The 4,389-nt window shown below is 67.8% G+C and carries 3 protein-coding genes and 1 pseudogene; 3 read left to right on the top strand and 1 reads right to left on the bottom strand.

Annotated elements, in window-relative coordinates; genetic code table 11:
* The coding region (locus tag GT354_RS20395) for a pentapeptide repeat-containing protein (protein ID WP_161357756.1) at positions 1 to 1,261 on the bottom strand (1,261 nt) is incomplete at its 3' end.
* 425 nt (positions 1,262 to 1,686) lie between these two features.
* Here GT354_RS20395 and GT354_RS20390 point away from each other — a divergent pair.
* The 3 genes and pseudogenes from GT354_RS20390 to GT354_RS20380 form a co-directional block, all read left to right on the top strand.
* A complete protein-coding gene (locus tag GT354_RS20390; protein ID WP_161357755.1) occupies positions 1,687 to 2,016 on the top strand; it encodes a hypothetical protein in 330 nt (109 codons plus the stop codon).
* A gap of 590 nt (positions 2,017 to 2,606) precedes the next feature.
* The gene (locus GT354_RS20385) at positions 2,607 to 3,551 is read left to right on the top strand and encodes a DUF6531 domain-containing protein (RefSeq protein ID WP_161357753.1); all 945 of its coding nucleotides are present in this window, start codon (positions 2,607 to 2,609) and stop codon (positions 3,549 to 3,551) included.
* Positions 3,509 to 4,389, top strand: a pseudogene (locus GT354_RS20380) (RHS repeat protein); the annotation flags it as partial. The gene GT354_RS20385 and the pseudogene GT354_RS20380, both read left to right, overlap by 43 nt.

Here is a 4,389-nt window from a genome sequence, read left to right as displayed (position 1 = left end):
CTCGCCGTAGTAGAAGTCGGCGGCGTCGGGTTCGTTCTTGGCGTCCTCGCAGGCTTTGCGCAGTGCCCGGTAGACCGGACCGACGTCCTCGGGGCCGGGGGTGAGCAGGGTGCGCGGGTGGTCGGGGCCGGCTGTCCAGCCCCGTGGGGGCGGGGGGTTCGCCGGGGGCGAGGGCGCGCGAGTGGTGTTCCTCGGCGACGGTCCTGCGGCGGGCGAGGCGGGCCGGGACGCCGTTGCGCAGGCGCCATCCGGTGGGCGGCACGGCGAAGACGGTCTCGCCGGCCAAGGCGAGTTGGTCGAGATGGAACGCCCCGGTGAACACGCAGCCGGTGAGGTCTGTGTCCGTCAGAACCACGTGGGCTGCGTCGACGCCCCGAAGAGACTCCACGCGTACGGGCCCTGCCGGTGGGCTCGGCGTCGAGATAGGCGCCGTTGCGGATGCGAACGGCGTCGGATGGGAGGTGACGGCGAGGGGTTGGGTGACCACCGCGTCGGAAAGATCGAGGGCTGCATGGCGTAGGCGCAGTGCCGCGGTCACGTCCCACCGGGTACGCAGACACGACAGTCTCGCCGCCTCGATCTCGATGACGATCGGCGCGCCGAAGACTGCTCCCGAGAGGTCGACCTCTCCGCCGCACGTCAGCGGTCCCAGATTCGTCGCGGACGCGAATGCCGCGTCGGTGAAACCGGCGGTGTCGGCGAAGGTGGCCCGGTCGAAGCGGGTGGAGGCGGAGAAGGTCGCTCTGCCGAACCGGCCGAAGGCGGTGAACGTCGTGTCGTTGAACCAGGCGGTACCGGCGAAGGTGGCGCCGCTGAACCACGCGACGGTGAAGTGTGTGTGGTCGAACAGGGCGTTGGCGGCGAACATCGCGCCGGCGAAGCGAGCTTCGGCGAGGAATCTCACGTTGGTGAAGCCGGCATCGGCGGTGAAGGTCGCGCGGTCGTATCGGGCCTGATCGTTGAAGGTGGCGCCGTCGAATCCGGCGTCGCCGGTGAAGGTGGCGCCGTCGAAGCGGGCTTCCGCGGTGAAGGTCGTGTCGTGGAACCGGGCGTCGGCGACGAACCTCGCGGCGCTGAAGAAGGCGGTGCCCAGGCGGGGGCGGGTGGTGCTCGGGTCGCGGAGCGCGTCCAAAACTTCGGCCAGGAGGGGACCGTCGAAGGTGGTACCGCGGTGGTCGACACCGGCCCCCGGGGCCAGGATGTTCAGGTACGCCGCCCGGTCGGCGGGGCTGAGGTGGGCCAGGCAGAGGGTGTGTCCCACGACGTGCACACCCCGGCAGCCGACGGGATCCAGGATCGGGTCGGCACCTTGGGCGCAATGCGGCCACGAGGGTGGTGCGGGTAAAGGCACCGAGGACGATGTCATGCCGTCCAGGACGACCCTGCGTGGGTTCACGGTTGCGGGCAGGCACGCGGGGTCCACCTGACTTGTTCTCAGATTCACTGACACTTTCCGTGGCCAACGCTCCGACAGTTGGCAGCCAGGGCCGCTGACACTTTCGCTGCACCCCAGCCCTCGACACGCTCCGGACGCCTCGCGCCGGGGCCGATATGTGGTGGGGATGATCCGGTCGGTTTCGCCGTGGGCCGGATAAGTCGTTGTGCTCGGGGTTCGTTCGCCGTTGCCCGGACAGGCTTTCACCGTCCATGCATTTGGTGGGGTGGCGCTGGCGCGATGGAGGAACGTTGAGGGTCGGGGCGGTCGTGTCGGGCGTGGTGCGCGGGGGCGTGCGGAGGGTTCTGCGGATCACGGTGGCCGGTGTTGCGGATCGGGTCCTGACCGAGGACGCGGTGGTGTATCTCAAGGTCAGGTTCGGGCATGCGGTGATCATCGGGGTCTCCCACGCCATCGGGGAGGTCGTCGTGAACGCGTTGCCCGTGGCCGCGGGTCCGTGTGTTCTCGTCCTTGATGTTCCTGTCGACACCCCTGCGGGGCGTCACGAGGCGGAGGCCGAGGTCGTGGTCGAGATGGAGGAGAGGCCGGTATTCCACGCGAGCGTCACCTTCACGACGTGAACGAGGAATTCCCCGCCGGGCCGGGGCCCGGGGCCGTCCGGTTCGAAACGGGGCGGGGCCACCCGTGACCGACGGATCGCCCCCCGGTGTGAGGTTGGTTCTCTCGACCTCGGCCCGCGTCGCGTGACGAGTCGACCGCGGACGCCTTTTCGTCGATGGGGTTTCCGGATGCCGGTCGGGCCGAGGAGCTCGCGTGATCGGCGCTTGATCCCTACCGTTTTCAGTCATTTCCCGAAGATGATCAAAATAAGCACGGGTAGATGCCTGTTCCTCCCATCAAAAGGTTGTTAAAGATGGAATTCGCGACAGATCGTATCCGGCCAACTTTTCCAGCGGTTGAAATTCCGCACGTGAATCGTCGGTGCCGGGGTAGCCGAGAGAACCCCAGGTGGTGACACGGTCACCAAGGGTTGATCTTGAAAAATTGTCCGATGACAACTGTTTGTGTCAGGGCGGATGAATTCCCAGATTGGCTGGTTGGTTTGTCACCAGAAATCCTGTCTTGAGGTAGTCGGTCACATTTTCGTTCGATGCTGTCAATCTTCTGGTGCTCGCACCCCGCCGTGGGGTGCGCAAGCCCTGGGGGATCGATGAAGGAAACCCGAGTCCGGCGCGCCAAAAAGCGCTCCGACCGGTTCGACAACACCGCGGCACGCACCGGCGTGCTGTCCGTGTTCACCGCGTTGGCCCTTGTCGCGGCCCTGACGCCGTTCCAGGCGTCCGCCACACCCGAGGTGCCCGTCGCCGCGAAACCCGCGTGGGGGCACGGCACACCGCAACCCCTGCCGCCCGCCCCGAAAGGGGTCACCAAGCCCGTCCCCAACATTCCACGCGGCAGCAACGTCGCCGCCCGCGACGGGCGTGGGGGCGGCGACCAGCCGTTCACGATGGTCGACTGGGACGCCGGGGATGTCCCCTGGCACACCTACCAGTCCTATCGGCTCAGCGATTCCATCGTCGCGAAGGTCGACGTCTCCACCGGCAACCTGATGATCGCCGGCACCGACCTCGACATCGCCGGCATTGGCCAACGCCTGCGCGCGACCCGCACGTACAACTCGTTCTGGACCACGGACCAACGAGGGCTGGGCTCCCAACTCCTGGGCCCGCAACGAAGCATTCACGAGTGGACCGGCTCGGTCGACATCCAGGGCGAGTCCGGCGACACGATCCGCTTCGACAAGAACCCCGACGGCACCTTCACCACACCCGCCGGCTACAAAGCCGACCTTGTCAAGGACAACGCGGGCGTCTACACCCTCACCTGGCGCGCCGACGGCCGCAAGGAGACGTTCACCGCCGCCGCCGGCCTGACCTCGATCACCGAACGCAACGGCGGCACGGTGACCATCACCAGGCCGACCTACAAGGAGTTCAAGGCCACCGACACCCGCTCCGGCCGCTGGATCGAATTGCGGACCGCCGACAGCGGACCGACCTGGCAAAACTACAAACTCGTCGACAACACCGGCCGCACCACCACCTACACCACGTGGACCACGCCACCCCCGGCAGCGGAGAGCCGCCCCGACTGACCGCGGTCGACGACGCCGACGGCAACACCACCCGCTACGCCTACGACACCGACGGCCGCGTCACCCAAGTCACCACCGCGATGGGGCACATCGCCCGCTTCACCTACGACGCCTCCAGCAGGGTCACCGGCGTTACCCAGGTCACCGACCTGCCCACCGGGCAGGAGGCGACGACGCTGTACGCGTACTCCGCCGCGCACGCCTACGCCGGCACCAACACCGTCACCGACCCGCGGGGCAACGCCACCACCTACACCGTCCAGGACGACGGCAAGGTCGACCGCGTCACCGACGCCCAGGGCCACAAACGCGACACCACCTGGGACGCGAACAACAACATCGCCACCGCCGTCGACGCCCTGGGCACCGGCACCACCCCCGGAAACACCAACACCTACGGCTGGGACTCCTCCGGGAACCTGACCTCGGCCCAACTGCCCACCGGTGCCACCGCCTCGCTCACCGGCTACCAGACCTACGCGGGCGCCCAACTCCCCGCCGGCCTCACCGACCCGAACGGCAACAAGACCTCGTACTCCTACGACACCTCCGGCAACACCCTGGGCGTCAGCGACGCCACCACCGGCGGCACCGGCGCACAGCTCACCTACACCTACAACCCGGCGAGCGCGACCTGCGGCGGGTTCAAGGGCCAGCGCTGCACGTCCAAGGACGCCAACCTCAACACGACGTCCTACACGTACAACGCCACCGGCGACCTCACCGACGTCGACGCCCCCGCGCCGCTGGGCGACACCGTCTACACCTACGACAACCTCGGCCGCACGAGCACCGCCAAGGACGGCCGCAACATCACCACCACCTACACCTACGACAA

It is taken from the genome of Streptomyces sp. SID3343 (assembly GCF_009865215.1).
In the GTDB taxonomy this organism is placed as follows: domain Bacteria; phylum Actinomycetota; class Actinomycetes; order Streptomycetales; family Streptomycetaceae; genus Embleya.
Note: the sequence above shows the minus strand (reverse complement) of the source record. Positions and strands in the feature narration are given on the sequence as shown.